Source organism: Flavonifractor sp. An112 (genome assembly GCF_904377885.1).
GTDB classification, from domain to species: Bacteria; Bacillota; Clostridia; order Oscillospirales; family Oscillospiraceae; genus Flavonifractor; species Flavonifractor avicola.
In genome coordinates, this window is sequence record NZ_CAJFGT010000034.1 from 1 (window position 1) to 21,630 (window position 21,630).

Annotated in this window: 19 protein-coding genes; 13 read left to right on the plus strand and 6 right to left on the minus strand. The window is 59.6% G+C overall.

The genetic code is table 11. From position 1 onward, the window contains the following. A partial coding sequence (locus IHN22_RS06780; protein ID WP_191434320.1) for an S-layer homology domain-containing protein occupies positions 1–343 on the plus strand: 343 nt, incomplete at its 5' end. Positions 344–598: 255 nt separating this feature from the next. Further along, positions 599–3,073 carry a tetratricopeptide repeat protein gene (locus IHN22_RS06785; protein ID WP_191434321.1) on the plus strand — a complete coding sequence of 825 codons (2,475 nt, stop codon included), beginning with the start codon at positions 599–601 and terminating at the stop codon, positions 3,071–3,073. Between the two features lie 76 nt (positions 3,074–3,149). On the opposite strand, the gene IHN22_RS06790 is transcribed toward IHN22_RS06785, so the two are convergent. Beyond that, complete coding sequence (locus IHN22_RS06790) at positions 3,150–4,052, minus strand: LysR family transcriptional regulator (RefSeq protein ID WP_191434323.1); 903 nt, start codon at positions 4,050–4,052, stop codon at positions 3,150–3,152. A gap of 125 nt (positions 4,053–4,177) precedes the next feature. Here IHN22_RS06790 and IHN22_RS06795 point away from each other — a divergent pair, with 125 nt between their 5' ends. Further along, a complete protein-coding gene (locus IHN22_RS06795; protein ID WP_191434325.1) occupies positions 4,178–5,107 on the plus strand; it encodes an AEC family transporter in 930 nt (309 codons plus the stop codon). Between the two features lie 54 nt (positions 5,108–5,161). On the opposite strand, the gene IHN22_RS06800 is transcribed toward IHN22_RS06795, so the two are convergent. Continuing rightward, positions 5,162–6,484 (minus strand): PucR family transcriptional regulator, encoded by a 1,323-nt coding sequence (locus tag IHN22_RS06800; protein ID WP_191434327.1) that lies wholly within the window; start codon positions 6,482–6,484, stop codon positions 5,162–5,164. Between the two features lie 376 nt (positions 6,485–6,860). Here IHN22_RS06800 and IHN22_RS06805 point away from each other — a divergent pair, with 376 nt between their 5' ends. From IHN22_RS06805 to IHN22_RS06835, 7 genes are all read left to right on the plus strand, one after another. Further along, positions 6,861–7,118, plus strand: a complete 258-nt coding sequence (locus IHN22_RS06805) for an acyl carrier protein (RefSeq protein WP_242955287.1) — start codon at positions 6,861–6,863, stop codon at positions 7,116–7,118. A 23-nt stretch (positions 7,119–7,141) separates the two neighbouring features. Beyond that, a complete protein-coding gene (locus IHN22_RS06810; protein ID WP_191434329.1) occupies positions 7,142–8,914 on the plus strand; it encodes a CocE/NonD family hydrolase in 1,773 nt (590 codons plus the stop codon). A gap of 25 nt (positions 8,915–8,939) precedes the next feature. Then, the gene (locus IHN22_RS06815; protein ID WP_191434330.1) at positions 8,940–9,353 is read left to right on the plus strand and encodes a holo-ACP synthase; all 414 of its coding nucleotides are present in this window, start codon (positions 8,940–8,942) and stop codon (positions 9,351–9,353) included. Further along, positions 9,341–10,339: a phosphate acyltransferase gene (locus tag IHN22_RS06820; RefSeq protein ID WP_191434332.1), complete on the plus strand. Its 999-nt coding sequence runs from the start codon at positions 9,341–9,343 to the stop codon at positions 10,337–10,339. The genes IHN22_RS06815 and IHN22_RS06820 overlap by 13 nt, the downstream gene beginning before the upstream one ends. Before the next feature lie 18 nt (positions 10,340–10,357). Further along, positions 10,358–11,464 carry a butyrate kinase gene (gene buk, locus IHN22_RS06825; protein WP_191434334.1) on the plus strand — a complete coding sequence of 369 codons (1,107 nt, stop codon included), beginning with the start codon at positions 10,358–10,360 and terminating at the stop codon, positions 11,462–11,464. Positions 11,465–11,574: 110 nt separating this feature from the next. Next, the gene (locus IHN22_RS06830) at positions 11,575–12,924 is read left to right on the plus strand and encodes an MFS transporter (protein ID WP_191434335.1); all 1,350 of its coding nucleotides are present in this window, start codon (positions 11,575–11,577) and stop codon (positions 12,922–12,924) included. 170 nt (positions 12,925–13,094) lie between these two features. Further along, positions 13,095–13,916 (plus strand): alpha/beta hydrolase, encoded by an 822-nt coding sequence (locus tag IHN22_RS06835; protein WP_191434337.1) that lies wholly within the window; start codon positions 13,095–13,097, stop codon positions 13,914–13,916. A gap of 50 nt (positions 13,917–13,966) precedes the next feature. Here IHN22_RS06835 and IHN22_RS06840 read toward each other — a convergent pair whose 3' ends face one another. After that, positions 13,967–14,686, minus strand: coding sequence for a cyclase family protein (locus IHN22_RS06840; protein WP_191434339.1), 720 nt, complete (start codon positions 14,684–14,686; stop codon positions 13,967–13,969). Between IHN22_RS06840 and IHN22_RS06845 the strand changes: the two genes are divergently transcribed. The 3 genes from IHN22_RS06845 to IHN22_RS06855 are packed head-to-tail and all read left to right on the plus strand — an operon-like array spanning position 14,642 to position 16,614. Continuing rightward, on the plus strand, positions 14,642–16,087 hold the full coding sequence (locus IHN22_RS06845) for a 4-hydroxyphenylacetate 3-hydroxylase family protein (protein ID WP_191434340.1): 1,446 nt from the start codon (positions 14,642–14,644) through the stop codon (positions 16,085–16,087). The genes IHN22_RS06840 and IHN22_RS06845 overlap by 45 nt on opposite strands. Positions 16,088–16,093: 6 nt before the next feature. Then, positions 16,094–16,405: a NifU family protein gene (locus tag IHN22_RS06850; protein ID WP_242955285.1), complete on the plus strand. Its 312-nt coding sequence runs from the start codon at positions 16,094–16,096 to the stop codon at positions 16,403–16,405. Beyond that, on the plus strand, positions 16,390–16,614 hold the full coding sequence (locus IHN22_RS06855) for a hypothetical protein (RefSeq protein WP_191434342.1): 225 nt from the start codon (positions 16,390–16,392) through the stop codon (positions 16,612–16,614). The genes IHN22_RS06850 and IHN22_RS06855 overlap by 16 nt, the downstream gene beginning before the upstream one ends. Positions 16,615–16,682: 68 nt before the next feature. On the opposite strand, the gene IHN22_RS06860 is transcribed toward IHN22_RS06855, so the two are convergent. From IHN22_RS06860 to IHN22_RS06870, 3 genes are read right to left on the minus strand one after another with little or no spacing between them, the layout of a single operon-like run. Next, entirely contained in the window at positions 16,683–19,028 is a 2,346-nt protein-coding gene (locus tag IHN22_RS06860; protein WP_191434343.1) for an ABC transporter permease, read from the minus strand. After that, positions 19,016–19,678, minus strand: a complete 663-nt coding sequence (locus IHN22_RS06865) for an ABC transporter ATP-binding protein (RefSeq protein ID WP_191434345.1) — start codon at positions 19,676–19,678, stop codon at positions 19,016–19,018. Before IHN22_RS06865 ends, IHN22_RS06860 begins: the two co-directional genes overlap by 13 nt. After that, positions 19,668–21,389 (minus strand): zinc ribbon domain-containing protein, encoded by a 1,722-nt coding sequence (locus IHN22_RS06870; protein ID WP_191434347.1) that lies wholly within the window; start codon positions 21,387–21,389, stop codon positions 19,668–19,670. The genes IHN22_RS06865 and IHN22_RS06870 overlap by 11 nt, the downstream gene beginning before the upstream one ends. Positions 21,390–21,630: the final 241 nt, after the last annotated feature.

Sequence of the window (21,630 nt, forward strand, 5' to 3'; positions counted from 1 at the left end):
CGTGTGGTACACCGACGCTGTGAACTGGGCTGCCTCCAAGGGCATCGTCAAGGGCTACAGCGACACCGTGTTTGCCCCCAACGACACCGTGACCCGCGAACAGCTGGCCACCATCCTGTACCGCTACGCTGAGTACAAGGAGTACGACGTGTCCGCCAAAGGCGACCTGACCACCTTCGCTGACAGCACCGGTACCTCCTCCTGGGCCGCTGAGGCTATGGAGTGGGCGGTTGGTTCCGGTCTGCTCACCGGCAAGGACGGCGGTAAGCTTGACCCCACCGGTACTGCTACCCGGGCTGAAATTGCAACCATCCTTATGCGATTTGCGGAAAACGAGAAATAAGCATCTGCCAATAGGCGTTTCGCCTCCGAAAGCGGGGCGGAAGTTTTTGACTTCCGCCCCGCTTTTATTTGAACTCCGCAATGGGATTTCGCAGAGTTTTCTTGCTGTGAGAAGAAAGGGGATAGTTGTAGAAAGGACAAAGGTGTAGTATAATAATTGACAATCTGTAAAATATCGGAAGGCCTTGTGGCGAGAATCATTTGCTGCATATTGGGTCGGGAGCGGCAACCAAATGGGAAGGAGAAGTGAGCATTCATGGAAATTGATGTATTTGTCAGCCATCATACCGCGTCCTCCTTGCATATTGTGGAAGGTATTGTTAATAAATTGGAGGCCGACGGCGTTCGCTGCTGGTATGCGCCCAGAAATACAGAGGGCGCGTATGCCTCCAGCATTGTAAAAGCGATCAATCAGTGCGCAATTTTTCTCCTGATCCTGAATCGTCAGGCATCGGAGTCTGTTCATGTGCTGAACGAAATCGACATGGTGAGCCGCAGACTTACCCGGAATGAAGAAGTAAAGATTATCCCATTCCATGTAGCCGATGATGAGATCGGTGAGGAGGCCCAGTATTATCTGGGCCGGTTGCACTGGATCGATGCTATGACGCCGCCCATGTATAAGCGCATCGATGAGCTGGTGGAGCGCCTGGAGATGCTGCTGGGCAAGAAAAAGGGAGAGCGTACACAGCAGACGCAAAGCCCCATCCGTCAATATCGACTGCTGGCCCGTATGCCCCAGGCCAGAGATGTATTTGAGGGCAGAGAGACACTTCTGGAGCAGATTCACGCCCACTTTGCTCAGGGGAAACGCTGCATCTTTCTGGAGGGGATCGGCGGTATCGGGAAGAGTGAACTGGCAAAGCAGTATGCGTTGAGATTCCAAAAGGAATACGATCGGACGCTGTTTGTCAGCTATCAGGGCAGCCTCCAGCGCCTGGTATGCGACGAAGAGGCGGTCTCCATTGAGAATCTGGAGCCGCAGAAGCCTACAGAAGATGAGCGGGCCTTTTTCCTGCGGAAACTGCGGGTGCTACAGAGCATTACCAGCGAGAAAACCCTGCTGATCGTAGACAATTTTGATGTGGATGGGGACCCGGACCTGGACAAGTTCCTGGAGGGCAGCTACCATGTGATCTTTACCACCCGCAATGCCCATCCGGGATATCCGGCGCTCCGGGTGGAGGCCATGCAGGATTTTGATGTGCTGCTGGACATTTTCCAGAAAAACTATGGTGAGTGTGTGGAAGAGGGCGACAAGGAGAGCCTGAAGAAGATTTTTGACAGGATTGCCTGCCACACTTATACGGTGGAACTGATTGCCAAGCAGATGAGCGCCAGCTTTCTCAGTGCGGACGAGATGTTGGCACTGTTGGAGCAGGGAGATATGCAAAGCGGACTGGCGGAGACCGTATCCGGCCGACAGTCTGTAAATACCGCTTTTGGGCATATCTGCTCGGTGTTCAATACCAGTAACCTGAGTGACGAGGAGAAGCAGATCCTGCGATGCCTGTCTCTGATGGGGCACAGCGGTGTGCCTGCGGTCCGTTTTCGGGAGTGGATGGATCTGCCTTCCTTTGAGCCCATCAATCAGCTGATCCGCAAGAGCTGGGTGCTGAAAGGGGCGGAAAGACGGATCTCTCTGCATCCGCTGGTGATCGAGGTGGTCCATGCGGTTTTACGGCCTGATGTGGATCAGTGCGGCAAATTCCTGGACAATATGTCCCGGTTCCTGTTCACCGCCTGGCTGCGGCTCTATCAGGAAAATCTGGCGGTTACCGACAGTGTGCTGGCTCTGGCGGATTATTTTCCGGAGCCGGATACCCGGGCAATCGATGCCTTTGAGCCGATCTCCGGCTTTCTATGGCAGGTCGGGCGTTTTGATGCATCCATTGAAAATGCCCATCGTTTTTATAATGCCTGCCGCAAACAGCTGGGAGAGGACAACCCCATGACCGGCTACGCGGCGAAAAATCTGGGAGGATGTTACTTCAACAGCCGCCGCAACAAGGAATCCATCCCCTGGTACCGACTGGGACTGGAGCTGATGCTCCGCAGCGGTATGCCGGAAAATGAGGATCTGGCCATGGCCTATGAAAAGGTGGCCCGCTGCTATACCTGGGAGTACGACCAGGACTTTGACAAGGCGCAGACCTATTTTCAACAGGCTCTTGCCATTCGCCAGCGCAACATTGCAGCCCTGGAGCGGGGAGAAAAGCGGGATATGCTCATGAAAAATGAGCAGTATGACCTGGCACTGGCTCAGGAGCGGGTGGGCGAAACCTATATGGAAATGGGTCGGATGTACCAGAGACAGGGAAACTATCAGAAGGCGCTGGAATGTACCCTGCTGCATGAGCAGACACTATCAGAGCGAAACCCGTCAGGACTTGCTTATTCGCTGTACGATCAGGGCGTATCCCATTATCACCTGGGTCTGGAAGCGGAGGCGGATGGGCGCGGAGAGGATGCGCGGGCTCAGTGGGCACAGGCGGAAGATAAACTTGTCCGGGCCCTGGAAATCAACCAGCATATGCGGGGCGCCCTTGCGGCGGATACCATTGAGAATCAGGAGATGCTTGGTGACCTGTATGCCGCGCAGGGGCGCTATGGCGAGGCCTCCAACGCTTATATGGCGGTTATTTCCATGGTAGAAAAACTGTTTGGAAAGGATTCAGACAGGATTGAGTCGGTAAAGCAGAAAATGGATTTTTTCGGGGCGGATACTTAAACTGCAAAAAGCCACCTGCGCACCAAAGGGCGCAGGTGGCTTTTATTATCATGCGGTTGAACGGAATGGTGTGGGATCAGCCGGGTGGGGCATAGTTGGCCAGCCAGTTGAGAAAGGAGGATAGGGCGGGGGTGACCAGCTGGCGGTCCCAGGCGGCCACCAGATCAAACAGATGGCTGGAGGGCTGCTCTTCCTGTTCCAGTGGGATAAAGACCACGCCGGGATGCTGCCGGAACTGAAAATCGCTCATCAAGCCGTAGCCGTTGGGGTCGATCTGGAGTTGAAGCAGCACGGACTCGTGGCTGGTCAGCCTGCGGGTCTCTGACGGGCGGAAGTGGTGCTCCAGAAAGTAGTTCAGAATGCTGGCATAACCGTTGGGGCTGACGTCGGGCCGCATGGTGTAGTAGGTGGCCCCCGCCAGATCGGCCAGCCGGAGGGTGGTCCGGCCAGCCAGGGGACTTTGCTTTCCCACCAGCACGAACAGGGCGCCGTCCTCCAGCTTTTGAGAGACCAGACGGGGCTGATCCAGCAGTTCAAAGCTGACGGTGAAGGCGCCGTCCAGCTTTCCGTGGACGAGGGTGAGGACCAGCGTACCGAATTCAAACCAGTCCAGAGTGACGGAAATCTGGGGAAAGTCCTGGCAAAACCGACGGAGCAGGTCCGTGATCTCGGTGGACAGGGCGCTGAATGCACCAAAGTGCAGCTTGTCCGGCAGCGGCACGGCGTCCTGCCGGAGAGCAGCGGCGGCATTTTCCATCCGCTCCAGCAGATCAGTGGCCTCCCGGTAGAAGCGGGTCCCGGCGTCTGTCAGCCGGACCATACGGGTGTCCCGCACAAACAGATGGACCTGTAGCTCTTTTTCCAGCTGGTGGATGTGCTTGCTGACGGCGCTTTGGGCCAGATAAAGCTCCTTTGCCGCGGCGGTGAAGGAACAGTGGTCGGCTACCGCCAGAAAGGTTTTTAATAATTTATCATCCATAGAGCGCTCTCTCCTGTATGTCTCTATCTCAATTTGGAATGGGCTTATCTGCAATCATGATTTCCCTTTGGGCGGGAACTGTGCTTTAATGCAGGTACCATAGACAAAATTAGGGAGGAATCACGGTGCTGAACAATTTACTGACGGTAACCGGGCAGGTGGCCACGCTGTTTCTCATGATGGCAGTGGGATTTGGCCTGGGAAAAATGAAAAAGCTCTCCTCCGCAGGACTGAGCCAGATGTCGTTTTTGCTGCTGTACATCGTATGTCCCTGCGTCATGATCGAGTGTTTCCAGGTGGAGCGGACGCCGGAGCTGGTGCAGCAGCTGTACGTGGGCGCGGTGATCGCTGTGGCCTGCTATCTGGTCTACCTGGCGGTATCCATGCTTTTCTTCCGGAAATGTCCGGCGGATACCAGGGACAGCCTGCGCTTTGCCATGGTGTACGGCAATGTAGGCTTTATGGGAGTCCCTCTGGTGGAATCCATCCTGGGCAGCGAGGCACTGGTGTATGGCGCCCTCTCCCTTGCGGCCTTCAACCTGACCACCTGGACGCTGGGTGTGGTCATCATGGGAGGCAAACAGGCCTTTTCTATCAAAAAGGCCATCATCAACCCGGGTGTGATTGGCCTGGCGGTGAGCTTGGCAATCTTTTTCGGCGGATTTCGTTTCCCCGACGCAGTGTCCTCTACCATCTCGTTCCTGGGCGACCTGAACACGCCGCTGGCCATGATCGTCATTGGCGCGCAGCTGGCCGCAGCTGACCTGGGGGGCGCCTTCCGGCAGCCGGTGCTCTATCTGGCGTCCTTCCTTAAGCTAATCCTGGTGCCTGGGCTGACGGCGCTGGTCCTGCTGCCCTTTGGACTACCTGCCGGACTCTACTGTGCCCTGGTGCTTCTGGCCGCCACGCCGGTGGCCGGTACCACCAGCATCTTCGCCCAGCAGTTTGGGCGGGACACGGTGCCCGGTGTGCAGGTTATTACCCTTTCCACCTTGCTGTCTATCATCACTCTGCCGGTATTTGCGGTCATTGCCAAGACCATCAGCGGCTTTTAACACAGTGTAACACATTTCAGGGAGGCGGTCCATTGGACCGCCTCCTTTTTGCGTTTATTGGATCAGCTGCAAAAAGGCCAGCGTCAGCTGGATCCGCATCCGCTCGCTGCCGTCCTCCAGATGCAGACCGAAGCGCTCCTTGATTTGCCGGATGCGGTAAAACAGGGTGTTCTTATGGATAAACAACTCATCTGCCGCTTTGTGGGGGGTCTCAGCATATTTCAGATAACTGGACAGGGTAGCCAGGTACTGGGTCTGGTTGGCATGATCGTACTCCGCCAGGCGGAGCACAGCGGGATGGCAGAAGGAGCGCAGGGGGGCATGGCGTGACAGTAGCTCTCCGATATGATAGGGCAGGTAGTCCCGATAGCAGTAGACCGTCTGGCCGGGATTGACCCGGCAGCCCAGTTCGAAGGCGGCCAGGCTTTGCTGGTAGGCCTGACGGAGTTCCAGCAACGTCTGAAAACGGCCGCTGATGGCGGCGGAGAGCTTGTTTTTGGACAGATATTCCAACAATCCGTCATTTAAGGCTTCCTCCGCGTAGCTATCGGCGGGATAGGTAACGAAATAGACGATTTTATTGTCATAAATGACCCAGCGGCTGTTAGGCAGCAGGGAATGGAGCGCTTCCGATACCAGTCTGGCTTTTCGATCAAAAACGCCGAAGTGCTGATCGAACACCGTGATGATATACATACTGTTGCTCAGCACCCAGCCCAGCTGGGCGCTGCGGACGGTGGCGGTCTCTCCGTCAGTTACATCGCCGTTGAGCAGGTCGCCCAGCAGCACGCTGTGCTGTAAATTGACGTTGGTGCCGTAAAAATCATTTTTCTGCATATCCAGTGCCACCAGCCGGCAGAGGAAATGGACCAGTTCAAAGTCGTAGCGGTGAAACGGCCGGTTGCAGTCCATCACGCCGATCTGGGCTACTTCGATGCCGTCGGAGTACACCAGGGCGGTAATCCAGCCGTGAGCAGCCTCCGGATCCTTCCGGTAGTAAGGATAGTGGAATTGCCGGGCGTGTTCGTACAGCTTGACCCGCTTCATGGCCTGAATATTGGCATCCAGCATATAACCGATATCCTTCTGACGAGCCAAGTCAGCCCGCTGAAGGGCCAGGTCGGCATTGATGGCCAGGATTTTATAGCTTGTGTCTACTACGATCAGCGGGTTGCCCAGTACCCGGTAGGCGCAGTCCAGCAGGTGCTGAAGGCCCCGGCCGGTGGATAAGGCGCCTGCCAGTTCTCCGCAGGCAGACTGATAGCGGTACTGCTGGGCCAGACTTTCGCTGACCCGCCGAATCACATAGTCGGGGGGACTGGAGGTCCAAACCAGATTGACCCCCTCCCAGGCGGGCAGCTGACTGTCATCCGGCATGGGGCCGGTGCACAGATAACTGATACCGAATCGGGGGGGGGAGGCAGGTGTTCCAACGGCCCCACATAGAGGACCCCGATCTCCGGTGCGTCGTTATGATCGGCCGGCAAAAAGGTATCGATCTCCGCGTGACGGTCAATGGAACGCAGCCAGACTACGTCTTCAAATTTCGACTCCTCCAGCAGACGAAACAGTTCCAAGCATACTTCCCTCCATCCTGGTTCCATTGTGCTGAAGCACAAATGCGCCGCGCATTTTACCGGGTCAGTTTACACTCCAGCACATTTTGAATCGCTTTTTATTATAGTACAATACACCACATGAAAGCAAGGAAAGTTGCTGAATCTATTCAAAATTAACAATGAAGGGTATAAAAATGTCTGCATCTGTGCGTGAAGAAGTAAAGGCCAAGCTGATCCAGCGGGCAGCGCCCCTGTTTGGGAAAAAGCCCGAAGAGCTCACCGAGGACCTGCGTTTTGTGGAGGATCTGAACGCGAAATCCGTCCATTACTCCCAGATCACCACCTTCCTGGAGGACGAGTTTGACGTAGAGATCCCCTACATGACCTTCCGCCGGAAGAAGACCATCGGCGAGGCCATTGAGTATGTGTACGATCTGGTCGAGAACGGCTAAAAAAGCGAGAGGAGCTGAATACCATGGCAGAGTGTCCCAAGGGTGAATATGTAGTCAAGAAGGAAGTGTTCGGCGGCGAGGAGCTGGAGGCCATCTACCGGGTGGCCCGCAAGCCGGTGGCCAATCAGGAAGAGATCGACCTGGCCACCAGCGACGACCCCATGGCCCGGATGGGTCAGGGCTTCTGCCCCGCTTTCAACCAGCGTGTCTATGAGGCCGCCCCCGGCATCCTGTGCGAGCAGGACGTTCCCGTGAAGATGCGGGACGGCGCGACCATTTACTGCGATATCTTCCGTCCCAAGGATGAGAGCCGCACTTATCCCGCCATCGTGTCCTGGAGCTGGTTCGGCAAGCGCCCCGGCGACGGCATGAGCGAGTGGCAGATCATGGGCGTACCCCCTCACACCGTCTCCAAGCTGGCCAAGTTCGAGAGCCCCGACCCCATGTACTGGTGCTACCAGGGCTACGCGGTGGCCAACGTGGACGTGCGGGGGGCCGGCCACTCTGAGGGCGACGTACATATGTTTACTCACCAGGACCGGGAGGACGGCTACGACTTCGTGGAGTGGCTGGCCGTGCAGCACTGGTGCAACGGCAAGGTAGGTATGTCCGGCAACTCCGGCGTTGCTATGCACCAGTGGGGCATCGCCGCCATGCAGCCCCCCCACCTGGCCTGCATCGCTCCCTGGGAGTGTACCACCGACCTGTTCCGGGAGAGCCTCTACGAGGGCGGCATCCCCGCCCTGAGCTTCAATGAGTTCATTGCCGCTCAGGTCACCGGTACCGGCGGCGTGGATGACCAGGTGGCCATGGCCCGCAAGTACCCCTTCATGAACGCCTACTGGCAGGATAAGATCGCCGACTGGGCCAGCGTGAAGATCCCCGTCTATCAGACCGCCGGCTGGAGCCACTTCCACCTGCCCGGCTCCATCAACGCCTGGCGCCGGTGCAAGAGCCGCCGCAAGTGGCTGCGCATCCACCGGGACTTTGAGTGGCCCGACACCTACACCCCCGAGAATCTGGAGGATCTGAAGCGCTTCTATGACCGCTATCTGAAGGACATCCACAACGGCTGGGAGATGACCCCCAAGGTGCGTGTGGACGTGATGGACGCCTTCGATCTGGATCATGCTGAGCGCCGTCCCGAGACCAGCTTCCCCCTGGAGCGCACCCAGTACAAGAAGCTCTACCTCAACGCCGCCGACACCAGCCTCCAGACCACCCCTGTGGAGACCGAGAGCCAGATTTCCTACGACGGCAACACCGGCAAGGTGGAGTTCGACATGGCCTTTGACGAGGATACCGAGCTGACCGGCTATATGTACCTGCGCCTGTATGTGGAGGCCGACGGCCACGATGACATGGACCTGTTTGTCAACATTCAGAAGGCGGACGCCTCCGGCCGCTGGATTCCCTGGTTCACTCTGAACGAGCCCCACCCCGGTGCCTGGGGCAAGATGCGTGTGTCCCGCCGTGAGCTGGACGAGAAGCTGTCCACCAAGTTCTGCCCCGTGCTGGCCCAGAAGCGGGAGCTGAAGCTGTCCAAGGGCGAGATCGTGCCTGTGGACATCGCCATTGTGCCCTCCAGCCGCTTCTGGCACAAGGGCGAGCGCATCCGGGTCCAGATCGCCGGCCGCTACATCCGTGAGGGTTGGTTCGAGCCCCTGGCCTGGGATACCGACAACCACGGCAACCACATCATCCACACCGGCGGACAGTATGAGAGCTTCCTCCAGGTGCCCATGATCCCCACCAAGTACGACTACTACATGGACATGGGCTTTGAGAGCAACTGATTGATAGAAAGGCGTGGAGTGTGGTATGGTAGTGGGAATTGGTACTGACATCGTGACCAAAACGGAGCTGCGGCCGGAATGGCTGAAGCCGGAGGACCCCTTCTGCCAGGCCACCTTCACAGCCATGGAGCAACGGGAGGGAGCGGAGCGCCGGGACCGGCACAGCTACTTCTGCGGCCGGTTTGCCGCCAAAGAGGCGGTGTTCAAGACCCTGGGCCTGCCCACCGACACCAGACTGCCCCTCCGGGAGATCGAGATCCTGGGCGGTGATCTGAGCGCCCCGGCGGTTCGCCTCCACGCCAGCGCGGCGGAGACGGCCCGCCGCCGGGGGATTCGCTCCATCCTGCTGACCCTGACCCACAATGCAGATTACGCGGTTGCCTTTGCCCTGGCGCAGGGGGGACCGAACAGCAATGAGGAGGAACTATGGCAAACCTGATTCAGGAACTGATTCAGAAGGCGGCTCAGAACCCCAAGCGGGTGGCGCTGCCCGAATGTGAAGCAGAAAAGACCCTGCTGGCCGCCCGTGCGGTGCTGGACTCCGGCATCGGTATGCCCGTGCTGGTGAACGATCCCGCCGTGATCCGGGAGACCGCTGAGAAAGCAGGGGTTTCCACCGAGGGCATGGAAATTGTGGACATCACCGACGAGGCCGGCCGGGCCGATCTGGCCGCCCGCTTCCCCAAGGAAGAGATGATGCTCAGCGAGAAGGCCTGCCTGCGGAAGATGAAGAACCCCATCTACTATGCCATGATGCTGGAGAAGGTGGGGGATGTGGACTGCACCTTCTGCGGCCACACCAATACCACCGGCGACGTGCTGCTGGCCGCCCAGACGGTGATTGGGATGCAGGAGGGGGTGGAGGTACCCTCCATCTTCGCCCTGATGGAGGTGCCCGGCTTTGAGGGCCCTGAGGGGGACCGCATTGTGCTTACCGACTGCGGCCTGAACCCGGCCCCCACCCCCAGCGAGCTGGCGGGCATCGCCATTGCCACCTGTGACAATGTGCGTGCCCTGATGGGCTGGGAGCCCAGAGCGGCCTTCCTGTCCTTCTCCACCCTGGGCAGCGGTGCCGCCGACAGTGTGGACAAGATCACCGAGGCCCTGCGCATTGCCCAGGAGCGCCGCCCAGACCTGAAGCTGGACGGTGAGTTCCAGCTGGACGCTGCCCTGGACCCGGCGGTGGCAGCCAAAAAGCTGGGCCGGGAGTCCTCTGTGGCAGGCCAGGCCAACATCCTGGTGTTCCCCGAGCTCAACACCGCCAACATTGCTGTCAAGCTGATCCAGCGCTTCGGCCACGGCAAGGGCTACGGCCATACCCTCTCCGGCTTCCAGAAGCCGGTGGCCGACTCCTCCCGCGGTTCCAGCGTGGAGGAGATGACCGGCGACATCGCCATGGTGGTCATTGCTGCCGCCAATCAGTAAGAGAACAGGAGGAACACCATGGGATACAAGATCTTTACCCTGAGCCCCGGCTCCACCAGCACCAAGCTGGCGGTTTTTGACGGGGAGGAGCGTATTTTCAAAGCCAACGTCACTCACGATCCCGAGACCCTGAAGAGCTTTGCCAAGGTCAACGATCAGCTGCCCTACCGGGTGGAGACCATTCTGGCTGAGCTGGGCAAGGAGGGCATCTCCCTGGAGGAGATGGACGCCTTCGCCGCCTATTCCGGCGGCCTGGAGTCCACCCCCGGCGGTATTTTCCCTGTGAATGACAAGATCATTGCCGACTGCACCAAGCCCCGGATCTTTGAGCACCCCGCCATTCTGGGCGCTCAGATCATCCATCGCTTCAGCCAGCAGACCGGCAAGCCCGCCCTGCTGGTCAATCCCCCTGACACCGACGAGTTCCAGGACCTGGCTCGTGTGTCCGGTATCAAGGGCATTTACCGGGAGAGCCACGTCCATGTGCTCAACCAGAAGGAGGTGGCCATGCGGGCCGCCAAGGAGCTGGGCAAGACCTACGAGACCAGCAGTCTGGTGGTGTGCCATGTGGGCGGCGGCCTGTCCATCACCGCCCAGCAGAACGGCCGCATCATCGACGGCAACGATGTGCTTCAGGGCGAGGACCCCATGGCCCCCAACCGCTCCGGCAACGTGCCTCTGATGCCGGTGATCCGGATGTGCTTCTCCGGGGAGTACAGCCAGAAGGAAGTGGAGAACAAGGTCAGCAAGACCGGCGGCTGGCTGGGCCTGGCCGGTACCGACAGCGCCCTGGAGCTGGAGCGCCGCATTGCCGAGGGCGACAAGTGGGCGGAGCTGGTCTTTGACGCCATGGCCTATCAGCTGGCCAAGAACATCGGCAGCTATGCCTGTGTGCTCCAGGGCAAGGTGGACGCGGTGGTCATGACCGGCGGCGTGTCCAACAGCAAGCGCTTTGTGGACAAGGTCAAGGAGTACGCCGGTTGGGTGGCTCCCTTCATTGTCTACGGCGGCGACTTTGAGATGGAGGCCCTGGCCAGCGGTGCCATCCGCTACCTGACCGGCGCCGAGGCCCCCAAGGAATACACCGGCGTACCGGTGTGGTCCGGCTTTTCTTTTGAACCCTGAGGTAAGTTCCGTGTAACAGAATCAGCGCAGGCAGCGGCGCTTTTGAACCCCATGACCCATTTCGGCGCCGGATATGATGCCTTGATTCAATGAGAAAAGAGGAATGGAATATGAAAAACAAACATAAGGTTTCCTCTGCCGTCAACTTCGGCGGCTGGGGATGGTTTCTGGTCCTGATCTGTATCGTCTACCAGATGATGTACTCCGCCTTTGCGGTGGACGGCATCAACGGTTACGGCGCCAGCCTGGCCGCCTACCTGTCTCAGGTCAGCGGTACCGAGATCACCAGCGATATGCTGACCCCCATCGGCATCATCTGCTGCCTGCTGGGCCTGCTCTTCACCACCCTGGTGCTGAAAAAGGGCACCAAGCTGGTGGCCGTGGCCTCCTGCTTCGGCATGGCTATCGCGGTGTTCTGCTTCGGCCGTATCACCAACTTCACCAACTATACCATCGGTCTGTTTTTCGTGCAGATCTTCGGCACCTGTCTGGCCTTTGCCGTCCACCACGGCTTTGTAGGCTCCTGGTTCCCCACCCTGAAGGGCGTGGTTATGGGCTGGACCACCATGGGCCTGCCCCTGACCAGCATGATCCTGGTGCCCTTCGTGACCTGGTGCTTCGCCGGCAGCTGGGGCTGGACCGGCTTCTGTAACGCCCTGGCTGTGGTGCTGCTGGTGCTGGGCTTTGTCACCCTGATCTTTATGACCAATACCCCCGAGGAGAAGGGCTGCTATCCCGACAACATCCGTCCGGAGAACCGGGCCCATCAGGACACCCGGGAGGACCTGACCCGCTACTTCAAGACCAAGTATTCCATTGTAGACCTGCTGAAGAACAAGAGCGTGTGGATGATCGTCATCGGCTTCGGTATTCCCTGGGCCACCACCGCCGGCGTTATGAGCCAGATCATCGTGCGTATGATGAGCACCGGCTATTTCGCCGATCCCTTCGGGCCGGTGGCCATCCTGTCCGGCTGCACCCTGGTGGGTCTGATCGGCAGCTTCTGCTGGGGCTGGCTGGACACCAACATCGGCACCAAGCGGGCTGGCGTGTTCTACAACCTGGCCTATGTGGTGTTCCTTATCGGCATGATGTTCCTGCACCAGATGCCTGTCATTATGTGTACCGTGCTCACCGCCTGCCTGTGCTTCACCGCCGGCGGCATCCCCAACCTGATGCCCAGCATGGTCATCTCCAAGTTCGGCCGCTATGAGTTCATGTCCGCCAACCGGGTGTGCACTCCGCTGGCCACCATCATCCAGAGCTGCGGCTTTGCCATCCTGGTGCTGGGCAAGAGTCTGGGCGGCGGCAACAACTGGTTTGCCGGTTACGGCGTGTTTGTGGTGCTCTGCCTCATCGGCGCCTTCGTGATCTCCCGGATCGACGACAAGAAGGAGTCTGACGACGCCGCCATCGAGCAGGAACTGCTGGAGAAGGCCAAGAGCCACAGCGCAAAATAAGAAAACGGAGCGAAAGCGTACAGATGAAACAGATGCGATATCAAGACCCGTTTCTGCGCAGTTTTGTAAAGCTTTTGCCCTCCCTCCGCAGTTCCCAGCGGGAAGCGGTATTGGGGCAGCCCATCACAGGGCTGCCCTTTTCCGTACCATGCGCTGGCAGGAAGATCCCCGTGTGGGTCCATCCGGCCCGATCCAAAAACCGGCCCGTGATCTTTGAACTGCACGGCGGCGGCTTTGTGCTGGGAGACGTGGAGAAGTGCGACGGCTTTTGTGAACTGCTGGCTCAGGAACTGGATATGACCGTGGTGGGGGTGGGCTACCGGCTGGCGCCGGAATATCCTTATCCCGCCGCGGTGGAAGATGTATATGAAGTGGTCCGTTGGTTTGCCCAACACCCGGACCGGTATTCCATTGATCCAAAACAGATGATCGTGATGGGATACAGCGCCGGCGCCAATCTGGCTACGGTGTGCGCCATGCTGGCCAAGGAACGGGGAGAGTTCTCCCTGCGGGGGCAGATCCTGTGTTATCCCTACCTGGACAGCGTGCATCAGCCCAGTGAGAAGCCCCATTTCGCGGCGGATATGGACCAGGAGGTCATGGAGGCCTTTGCCGCGCTGTACTGCACCCAGGCCCAGCGGACGGACCCCCACGTCTCGCCGGTCTGCGCCACGCTGGAGCAGCTGAGAGGGCTCTGCCCCGCCCTGGTGCTGCTGGCCGAGCGGGATGCCCTGCGGCAGGAGGGAGAGCACTATGTCCGGATGCTGCAGGAGGCAGGGGTGGACACGGAATACCGCGTGTTGAATCAGACCCACCACGGCTTCCTGGAGGACTGGGCCAACCGGCCCTGCTATGAGGCGCTGCCCTCGGATGTGCGGGAGAAGCATGATCCCGCCTTCCAGCAGGCTGCCCAGTGGGCGGTAACCATCCTGGAGCGCTTTGTCCGGCGGATCTGTGAGCCGGAGGGACCTGTGGAGAACACGGAAGATTAAAAAAAGAGATGACAGGCCAAAGCCTGTCATCTCTTTTTTATGGATATGGATCAATACACACCGTACTTGTAGACGCGGTCGGGCACGTCCTTGTTGATCTTGTCCTCGTCGATCATGGCCACGGCCCGGACAATGGTGCCGTCGCCCATGTACCAGCGCAGGGGGAAGGCGCAGAAGGTGAAGCGCTGACCCTTGACCTTCTCGATGTCGCCGCCCAGGTTCTCGATGCCCATGACGTTGTTGCTCAGCAGGATGGTGTGGACGGGCTCCCACTCAGGGAAGTCCTCCAGAGGCTCATGGCCGAACTCCTTCTTGTACTCGTCTACGATGCGGGGGACGTAGGGCCCGGGGCCGTGCTGGGCGGCGTAGGTGTACAGGATGTGGTCCAGAGCCTGCAGGTCGAAGCCCACGCCCTTGACCTTGTGATCCACCAGCCAGTGGGCGCCCTCGATGGACATACCGGGGGAGTACATGAAGTAGTCGTCATTCTCGCCCCAGCGCTTGTTCATGCCGGTGCAGATGAGCACCCAGTCGCCCTCCTGGATGCCGCCATCCACCTTGGCGGCGGCCTTCTCAATATCCTCCACGGTGATGAGCTCCCAGTGCTTCTTGGGGATGTCCAGGCAGACGGCGGGGCCGTAGTAATTCTCCAGGGGCAGCTCATGGGTGAAGGCGCCCTCGGGGATCACGTGGGAGGGGGAGTCGGCGTGGGTGGAGTTGTGCATATGGAAGTCGTTAAAGGTCTGCAGCAGGCGGTAGTGCATGGGCATATGCAGGTCTATATGTTTGGCAAGAAGGTGGAGAATCCGGTGGACGATCCCATCCTTCGCCCCTCGCTGAACAGCGTGCGCATGACCTATGATCTGGCCCAGAAGCCGGAATACCAGGACCTGATGACCGCTACCTCCAACCTGACCGGCCAGCAGGTCAACCGCTTCACCCACATCCACCAGTCCGCCCAGGACCTGGTGAAGAAGGTGAAGATGCAGCGGCTGCTGGGCCAGCAGACCGCCGCCTGCTTCCAGCGGTGCGTGGGTATGGACGCCTTCAATGCTGTTTACTCCACCACCTACGAGATCGACCAGAAGTATGGTACCAGCTATCATGAGAATTTCAAGAAGTTTGCCGCCTATGTTCAGGAGCATGACCTGACGGTGGACGGAGCCATGACCGACCCCAAGGGAGACCGGTCCAAGGCCCCCCATGAGCAGGAGGACCCCGATCTGTTCCTGCGGGTGGTGGAGCGCCGACCCGACGGCATCGTGGTCCGGGGCGCCAAGGCCCACCAGACCGGCGCGCTGAATAGCCATGAGATCATCATCATGCCTACCATCTCCATGGGACCGGAGGACAAGGACTACGCCGTGTCCTTTGCCGTGCCCATGGACGCCGAGGGTATCTTCATGATCATCGGCCGCCAGAGCTGCGACACCCGGAAGCTGGAGGGCAGCGAGCTGGACGTAGGCAACGCCGAGTTCGGCGGCGTGGAGGCCCTGGTGGTCTTTGAAGACGTGTTTGTGCCTAACGACCGCATCTTTATGTGCGGTGAGACGGAATTTGCCGGGATGCTGGTGGAGCGGTTTGCCGGCTACCACCGCCAGAGCTATGGCGGGTGCAAGGTTGGCGTGGGCGACGTACTGATCGGCGCCGCCGCCGTGGCCGCCGACTACAACGGCTGCGCCAAGGCTTCCCACATCAAGGATAAGCTCATTGAGATGACCCACCTGAACGAGACCCTGTACTGCTGCGGCATCGCCTGCTCCGCCGAGGGCCACGCCACCGCCAGCGGCAACTACATCATCGACCTGCTGCTGGCCAACGTGTGCAAGCAGAACGTGACCCGCTTCCCCTATGAGATCGCCCGGCTGGCCGAGGACATCGCCGGCGGCGTGGTGGTCACCGCCCCCGCCGAGGCCGATCTGAAGGACCCCAAGCTGGGGCCCTATGTGGAAAAATATTTCAAGGCTGCTCCCGGCGTGTCGGTGGAGAACCGCTTCCGCATCCTGCGCCTCATTGAGAACCTGACCCTGGGCACCGCCGCCGTGGGTTACCGCACCGAGTCCCTCCATGGCGCCGGTTCTCCTCAGGCTCAGCGCATTATGATCGCCCGCCAGGGCAACCTGCCTATGAAGAAAGAGTTGGCCAAGAAGATCGCCCGCGTCAAGGAGTGAGGAAACGTGTCTGAGTACAGTGAGATCCTGGACCGGATCGAAGAGGTTTTGGAGGATAAGGTGCGCCCCAACCTGGCCCTTCACGGCGGCAACATCCGCAGCCTGGACTGCAAAGACGGAGTTTACCGCTTCCAGCTCACCGGCCAGTGCGCCGGCTGTCCCTCCGCCATGCTGACCACGGAAAACCTGATCCGCTCCGCTCTGCTGGAATCCATTCCTGAGCTGAAGGATGTGGTGCTGGTGGGAGGCGTGAGCCAGGAGCTGCTGGACCAGGCCAAAGCCATTCTGCGGGGGGAGCGTCCGTGCGGATCGGAGTAAAATACTGCGGCGGCTGCAATCCCCGGTATGACCGGGTGGCCCTGGTGGAGCGCATCCAGAGGGGGCAGCCGGAGGATACCTTTGAGGGGGCGATCCCCGGAGTCTGCTACGACCAGCTGCTGGTGGTATGCGGCTGCTCCGCCCAATGCGCGGATTTGACAGGGCTGACAGGACGGGAGATCCGCAGCCTGTGGCAGGACCATCCCTGAAATTCCAATCAAACAAAAGAAAGCCTGTAACCATTGCGGTTACAGGCTTTCTTCTTGTAGGCTGGATACTATTTTCTGCGTGGGCGAAGGCCGATAACGAAGAGAACTGCCGCAGCGCACAGCAGGGCCAGCAAAGCGGGCCAGGTGCCCCGGGAGGCCTCCAGCGCCAGGCCCGGCGGGGTCAGCAGGGAGACGGTCCGCAGAGCGGGGGAGAGTTGGGACAGATCCATAAAGCACCCGCCCAGCAGGCAGAGGATGAGGGCCAGAAAGGGGGCCAGTCCATCTACCCGCCCGTCGGTGCTGGTGAACCGGATGAGCATCAGGGCCAGGGCGGAGACGCACAGGGTGTAGGCCAGGGTGGCGGCAGCGGTCCACAGATCGGTACAGCCGACGAAGAGCAGAATGCACAGGGAAACCAGAAGCCCCAGCCCTACCAGGGCCAGACAATCGCTGCCGTAGGACAGCACCCGGCCAAAGGGGAGGGACAACATCCGCCGCTCCACCAGCCGGCCGTCCCGGCCTCCGGTCCAGGCCGCCGAGGTCAGCAAAGTAAACAGGACCATCAGCGCTGTAAAGCTGATCTGGCTGGGGACGAAGGGCAGGGGAGCGGAGGCGCCGTTTTGCATCTGCATCTGGTAGAGAGGCGGCATGGAGGCCTCGGCTTCATCCATCAGTGTCTGGAGCTGAGCGGATTCCTGGGCGGAAAGGGTGCGCCCTAGGTGGGCTTCCGCGTTGCCGCTGGCCTGGACCCGGCTGCGCTGGAGGGAGACTTGCCCGGCGATGATCTCCCGGGCGCCCTGGAGGGAGACGGACGCCGAAGCGCCCTCATAGCGGAGGGGGATTTGCTCCTCGGTGCTCAACGACTGGCTATAGCCCTCTCCAATGGTGAGCAGACCTTCCACCTCTCCCAGCAGGAGCAGGTGAAGCCCCTCCTCTTTGCCGCAGCTGCGTACCGAGAGCTCGGTATGCTGGCCCAGACGCTGGACCAGCTCCTGGGACAGAGCGCTTTGATCCTGGTCATAGACCGCCAGGCACAGCTGCTGCCTGCCTCCCGCCTGAACGGAGGAGGCGGCCATCCCGCACAGCAGGGCCACTGCCAGCAGAGCAACCAGTCCCCGCAGACCGCCGGACATGGCGGTGAGCTTGATGCCGGACAGGCTGGCCAGCCGGGCCGGGAAGGGAAGCAGGGCGGGGACAGCTGTGGGTTTGGCAGGGCTGCCGTGGGTAGTGCGGGCGGATTTGCTCCTCTTGTTCCGGTGCAGCATGGACAGGGCGAACAGAAGGCCGGCGACTCCCATGGCCAGAATGGGCCAGAGCAGACCCAACAGCTTCACCGGCGGCAGGCCGTAGGCGGCAGCCTCCAGTCCCAGCCCGGCATAGTAGGGCAGGGTGAATTTACCCAGCAGAGGCAGGGGCATGGGGAGAAGCTGACGGGACCAGAGGGTGCCCCCCAGTACCAGGGAGAGAAAGAGCAGCAGATTGCCCCACCGCTGGACCGAGGCGGGATTGCCCAGCCATGCGGCCAGCCCCAGCAGAATCCCGAAGGCGGAAGCCAGTAGGAGAAGGGCAAGGCCTAGAAACAAAATGGGGTGTTCCGGCTGAAAGACTGCCAGCATCAGGATCTGGGTGGGCAGGGTCAGCAGATAGGCCACCAGGAATTTGGACAGTACAAAGGCTCCCGTGGAACCGCCCAAAGCCCTGTAGCGGGGGAGAATACCCAATCCCAGCTCCTCGGGTAGGGTTTTGACAGCGGCAATGGAGAAGAAGAGGGCCAGTACAGACAGCACGCAGGCGGTCAGCCGCCGCTCCAGCGCTCCTTGAAGGTCGGCCTGGACTGCTTCATTTTCAAAAACATTCTGGCGGCCCAGGGCGTCATGAAGCAGATTGACGGAGGATTCCTGATAGAGGGCCCACTGCTGCTCATTGTCCAGGTCGCCGTAGCACAGCTGGTATACGGCGGTGTAGGCCACCTGATTGCCCCGAATGATGTCCATCACAGAGCCGAAGATGGAATAGATCAGGGTGGACTCCAGCTGCATATCTCCGTTGAGGACAATGGAGACTGGGCAATCGGTCATGGTGTACAGATCGTAGAAAAAGTCCTTGGGGATGGTGATAACCGCCGCCGCGCCCTGGTCCAGAGCCTGGGCGTTGCTGGTTTCCTCCTCCAGAACGGCCACATCGGAGAACAGTTCGATGCGCTTCATCTGGGCGATGAGGGAGCGGGACATGATGGTATCGTCCTCATCCCGTACCGCAATGGGAAAAGGCTGCACATAGCTCTGGGTGGTGAGATCGCCCAGCCCGATCCGGAAGGCCGCCAGCAGCAGGAAAGGCAGCAGCAGGGCGGCTACACCGGCGCCGCTGAAAAACAGCTTCAGGTCCTTATAGAGGGCGGCTTTCAGTCCGGACATGGGTTTCCCTCCTCCGGGACAGGCCGGCCGGCTTCCAGGGTGAGGATCCGGCTGCATACCCGCTCCAGCTCGCCGGGCTGGTGGGAGATGATGGCGATGGCGCAGCCCATGTCCCGCAGGTGCTCCACCATAGACAGGATAAGCTCCACCGAGCGGGCGTCGGCTCCTACGGTGGGTTCGTCCAGCAGCAGCACCTTAGGTGTGATCATCAAAGCGCTGGCCAGATGGAGGCGACGCTGCATCCCGCCGGAGTAGGCGGAGACCGGCTGCTTTCCCTTGTCGGTCAGGTCCAACTGCTCCAACAGCCAGCGGCTGCGGATAGAGATGGCCTGCCGGGGCAGGCCGCAGGCCCGCCCCCAGAACCGCAGGTTATCCAACCCAGTAAGGGTGTGGTAAAGGGAGAGCTCCTGGGGCACATAGGCCACCTTGCCCACGGCCTCCGGAGCCAGATGGTATTCTCCGGCGTCAGGCCGCAGTACCCCGGCCAGGATGGACAGCAGGGTGCTCTTGCCCGCGCCGTTGGAGCCACGGACGCCCAATACCTCCCCTTGGGACAGGGTCAGGGAAATGGGGCCCAGCACAGGGGCAGCATGGCGGGAGTAGCGCTTTTCCACCTGCCGCAGAGTACATAAGATCGCCTTACCATCCATAGGAAGTATCCAGCAGCGGCTCCAGATTGCGGATCAGATCCTGCTCCACAGCCATACCCAGTTCCTGGAACAGCTCATAGTAGTCCTCATAGGTGAAGTCACTGATGTCGTAGGGAGGCACATCGGGGGCTTTGACGGAAGAACCATCGGTGGTATTGATGTTGATCTCCAGAGAGCTGAACGCACCGTCAAACACATAGGAATCGCCCTGGATTTGGAGGGTATGGTCCACGCTGTTGTCCTGTCCCTGGGTTACATCCAGCGTCAGGTTCACAGGCAGCATATCCGAGTATACTTGATAGGAGCCCTGGGGGATGCCCAGAGGAGATTTTTTCTCCGAATCCATATCGTACCGCATTTCCAGAGAGCCGCCGTAAGGCTGGGTAAGGCTGATGATGCCATCGGAAACGCTGCCGTTTTTGGTGTAGGAGTGAGTCAGCAGGAACTGGGGCTCACCATAGACCTCTACATAGAAGGCCTCCTGTCGCCGGTCAGACTCCGCGCCCTGGGACTCATAGACCAGAGTGGTATCGGAATAGTCGGTATACAGACGGATCATACGGACCTGGTTGCCCTCCACATAGAGCTCCCAGGTAAAACCGGACTCCTCCACCTCACGGCCTGCATCGGCGGCGCTGTATTCCAGCTCATCCGCCAGAGAGAGCAGGGCATTGTCCAGCTCCTCCTCCAGATCATAGCCGCTGAAAACATCGTAACCGAAGGCGGCGGTCAGCATATCAGGGTTGATGAGCTTCAGGATCAGCTGTCGCAGGGTTTCGTCCTCACGCAGGGTCTGGGCCAGCTTGAGCAGCATGGCCTCCACATCCTCTGCCCGGGGCTGGAAGGTGTAGCGGGTACCAGTCATGGAGCTGCCCAGCTGAGGCAGGTTAAAGGACACGCCGTCCTCCACCATTACATTTTCTTCGTTGACAACTGTATAGACAATATCCAGATAGGACTCCAGCAGAGAGCGCCACTCCTTGCCCGAAATCTCAGGCAGAGCCAGCGCACTCAGGTCTACGTCCTGACCGGTGAGGGCCTCCACTGTCTGGGAGAGATCCATGGTATAATAGGTATCCTGGATCTCGGGCAGATAAAAGCCCAGAGTTCCTTTGTCATAAGACAGCAGGCCTGTGAGGATGGGGCTGCCCATCAGGGTGAACTCTCCGTTGGCCAGTAAGGTGTCCCGGTCCAGATCCACCTTCAGGCAGACGGAGGAGTCCTCCAGGTACTGGTTGATCTCTGCGCTGTCCGTGATGGCGGTGATCGTCAGATCGGAAGAGAACGCGCCGCTGCCGATGGTGTCCACACCTTCCTCCAGCATACCAAGCGCGCGATCAGCAAACAGGTCCTGCTGATAAGAGACGAATTGCTTGGACGGAGCGGAAAAGAGCCGGGGGATCACCAGAATACCCGCAGCCACCACGACTACAGCGGCAATGGCACCGGCGATTATTTTCCCTTTGGGACGGCGGGCGGCGGGGGCAGCTTTCGCCTCAGGCTGGGGTTCCTGAGATACAGCAGATGCCTGCTCTACGGGAGTGCCGCAGTTGATGCAAAATTTTGTATCCTGGGTGAGCCGCTCGCCGCAGTTTCTGCAAAAGGCGGGGGTGTTGGTGGGGGCGGGGTCCTGAGGAACCGGGGTACCGCAGTTTTGGCAAAAGGCGGCCCCGTTGTGCAGCGGATGGCCGCAGTTGAGACAGTTTTTCATGGTTCTTCCTCCCTCGATAAGATGGCAGCAGTTCTGCTGCGCATAACGTATATTTCCTCTGTTTGCACACACCTCGATTGTACGGGCAGTAGGAAAAGAAGTCAACAGAAAATTACAAATAGTTCCATAAAAGGCGGGATTTCTTTGCTGGTTGTCTCTGAGAAACCCTTTATGATCGCTATGTTTAGGTATGGTGCGGTATACCTAAAAACACAGCCCGCAAGATTGTACCTGCGGGCTG

Bases quoted from the DNA above. Each gene is read 5' to 3' on its own strand.
- IHN22_RS06785 (WP_191434321.1), top strand. From the start codon at position 599: ATGGAAATTGATGTATTTGTCAGCCATCATACCGCGTCCTCCTTGCAT.
- IHN22_RS06790 (WP_191434323.1), bottom strand. From the start codon at position 4,052: ATGGATGATAAATTATTAAAAACCTTTCTGGCGGTAGCCGACCACTGT.
- IHN22_RS06800 (WP_191434327.1), bottom strand. From the start codon at position 6,484: ATGCCGGATGACAGTCAGCTGCCCGCCTGGGAGGGGGTCAATCTGGTT.
- IHN22_RS06805 (WP_242955287.1), top strand. From the start codon at position 6,861: ATGTCTGCATCTGTGCGTGAAGAAGTAAAGGCCAAGCTGATCCAGCGG.
- IHN22_RS06810 (WP_191434329.1), top strand. From the start codon at position 7,142: ATGGCAGAGTGTCCCAAGGGTGAATATGTAGTCAAGAAGGAAGTGTTC.
- IHN22_RS06815 (WP_191434330.1), top strand. From the start codon at position 8,940: ATGGTAGTGGGAATTGGTACTGACATCGTGACCAAAACGGAGCTGCGG.
- IHN22_RS06820 (WP_191434332.1), top strand. From the start codon at position 9,341: ATGGCAAACCTGATTCAGGAACTGATTCAGAAGGCGGCTCAGAACCCC.
- buk (WP_191434334.1), top strand. From the start codon at position 10,358: ATGGGATACAAGATCTTTACCCTGAGCCCCGGCTCCACCAGCACCAAG.
- IHN22_RS06830 (WP_191434335.1), top strand. From the start codon at position 11,575: ATGAAAAACAAACATAAGGTTTCCTCTGCCGTCAACTTCGGCGGCTGG.
- IHN22_RS06845 (WP_191434340.1), top strand. From the start codon at position 14,642: ATGGAAGTCGTTAAAGGTCTGCAGCAGGCGGTAGTGCATGGGCATATG.
- IHN22_RS06840 (WP_191434339.1), bottom strand. From the start codon at position 14,686: ATGCCCATGCACTACCGCCTGCTGCAGACCTTTAACGACTTCCATATG.
- IHN22_RS06860 (WP_191434343.1), bottom strand. From the start codon at position 19,028: ATGTCCGGACTGAAAGCCGCCCTCTATAAGGACCTGAAGCTGTTTTTC.
- IHN22_RS06865 (WP_191434345.1), bottom strand. From the start codon at position 19,678: ATGGATGGTAAGGCGATCTTATGTACTCTGCGGCAGGTGGAAAAGCGC.
- IHN22_RS06870 (WP_191434347.1), bottom strand. From the start codon at position 21,389: ATGAAAAACTGTCTCAACTGCGGCCATCCGCTGCACAACGGGGCCGCC.